The organism is Olavius algarvensis spirochete endosymbiont, assembly GCA_900608495.1.
Classification (GTDB): domain Bacteria; phylum Spirochaetota; class Spirochaetia; order DSM-2461; family DSM-2461; genus UBA2779.
Map to the genome: position 1 here is coordinate 1 of UWYT01000282.1, position 1,821 is coordinate 1,821.

2 protein-coding genes are annotated in these 1,821 nt (G+C 41.0%); both read left to right on the top strand.

The window, feature by feature from the left end; translation table 11 throughout:
- On the top strand, nt 1-489 hold a 489-nt coding region (locus tag S1OALGB6SA_RS08765), incomplete at its 5' end, for a M23 family metallopeptidase (RefSeq protein ID WP_148084061.1).
- Nucleotides 489-1,550: a WG repeat-containing protein gene (locus S1OALGB6SA_RS08770; protein ID WP_124033220.1), complete on the top strand. Its 1,062-nt coding sequence runs from the start codon at nt 489-491 to the stop codon at nt 1,548-1,550. The genes S1OALGB6SA_RS08765 and S1OALGB6SA_RS08770, both read left to right, overlap by 1 nt.
- Nucleotides 1,551-1,821: the final 271 nt, after the last annotated feature.

Below are 1,821 nucleotides of genomic sequence, written 5' to 3' on the forward strand. Positions count from 1 at the left end.
GAAGAAGAAAACGCAGATGAACCTCCAAAACCCGATGGTTACAATGTTTATTCCACCGTTGATGGTACGTATAAAGGAGGACAGTGGGACGATCCTGAGGATCATGCTGAAGGTGGACTTGGGTATTATGCATCGGTACTGGATGACGAGGATAACTGGCACAATTATGGCCATCTTGATAAAGACAGTGTTGAAAACAACGGCTTGAAAAAAGGTGATAGGGTAGAAGAAGGGGATTATCTGGGCAAAATTTCAGAAGATGAAAACGAGGATGGGAACTCAACTGGGCCTCATGTGCATCATGAAGCAATAGAAAAAGATGAGAAAGGAAGGTGGGTGAATGATGAAGGGGAGCATAATTATATTGACCCGGGGAAAAAAGATCCATTAGGTGGTACGGGAAACCAAACAGCTGGGTATCCTAAATATAAGGATGGCACTTTCCATGGAGGTAGGGATTTTGCACCTAAAAAGGAGTATGAGCATTAATGAAAACTTTAATTCTGATTACATTATCAATGGTATTAATCTGCCAAGCTCACTCTGATAACTATAACTGGGATATTATCGATAGGCAAGGCAATGTTGTGCATAAGGTTTACAATGCTCGATCTGTATCACCATTTAGTGAGGGCATATTAGTAATCAAGTATAAAGATCGTATAGTGTTCCTAAATGAGGATTTTGAAGAAACATTCAGCTCATCCTCTTTCAGTTTAGCACCATTTGAAGAAATGCAGAATAATAGACTTGGCTTTTATGATAGGGATTCTGGTAAACGTGGGTACCTCAATAGGGATGGGAAGGTAGTTATAAAGCCTCAGCAGTATGATTATATTGGAAAGTTTGTACATGGCTATGCTGTAGTAGGTTTTGGTGATACAAGTGAACCTACTCCCCACCATCTTGAATATAGGATAATTGATTTATTTGGGAATTATGCCTCTCCGATAATTTTTGATAGAGTAGAGCTTTCTCGTTATGACCCTGGTAAGGGTATAGGATCGAAACCGAATGAGAATACTACATTTTTTATTAAGCTTAATCAATCTCAGTGGAAAATCGCAGAGAACAAAGGTGACTTCAAGGATATAGTAGGTTTCGGTGAGCGAATAGTAGCACGGACAGAGGATGGCTTTGGTGTTATTACTTGGGAAGGGGAAATTCTTTTGAAGCCAGCATATAAAGCAATTTGGTCAGTTTCCAAATGGGGTGCTCTTGTCACAATTAGAAGAAATGATATTGTTGTAGACTACGAAGGGAATGAGATTCTAGCAGATAAGGACGTGAGACATGTATGGTCGGACTATGCTGTTTTTATTGGACTAAATGATAAACAAGGGGTTTATGATCTATCGCAGGAGAAAGACATTGTTCCACCTATGTACGACAGCATTGTTCTCTCTAGTGGAAATGAATTTCAGGTGAGTTTAGACGGGAAAAAGGGTTATGTTAATTCAGAGGGTGAAGTTCTTGGGGAAATTAAATATGATTTAACATTATACTTTTCCGATGGCTTGGGAGTTGCTGGTATAATAATCGAAGATTAAAAAGCATATTGCCCTACCCCATTTAAGCCCCTGAAACCCCGCGCATTCTCTCCATGAAGGAAATTTCATATCTTCCTGAGCTTACGATATTCACTTCACCATAAGAATTAAAAATGCCGGCACAAGCTTGCGCACTAATCTCGAGAGGCTCGCGCATTTTCTTCTTGCCCATGTTTTCGTGTCCCCCCAGCCGCCCCCACCTGCGCAGACCCTCAAGGCAGGCCGCCTTAGGCCATCCATGGCCATGGGGCTAAACAGAACACGCCTTATT

Excerpts from the sequence above, each read along its gene's own strand:
- S1OALGB6SA_RS08770 (WP_124033220.1), top strand. The coding sequence starts at position 489 with ATGAAAACTTTAATTCTGATTACATTATCAATGGTATTAATCTGCCAA.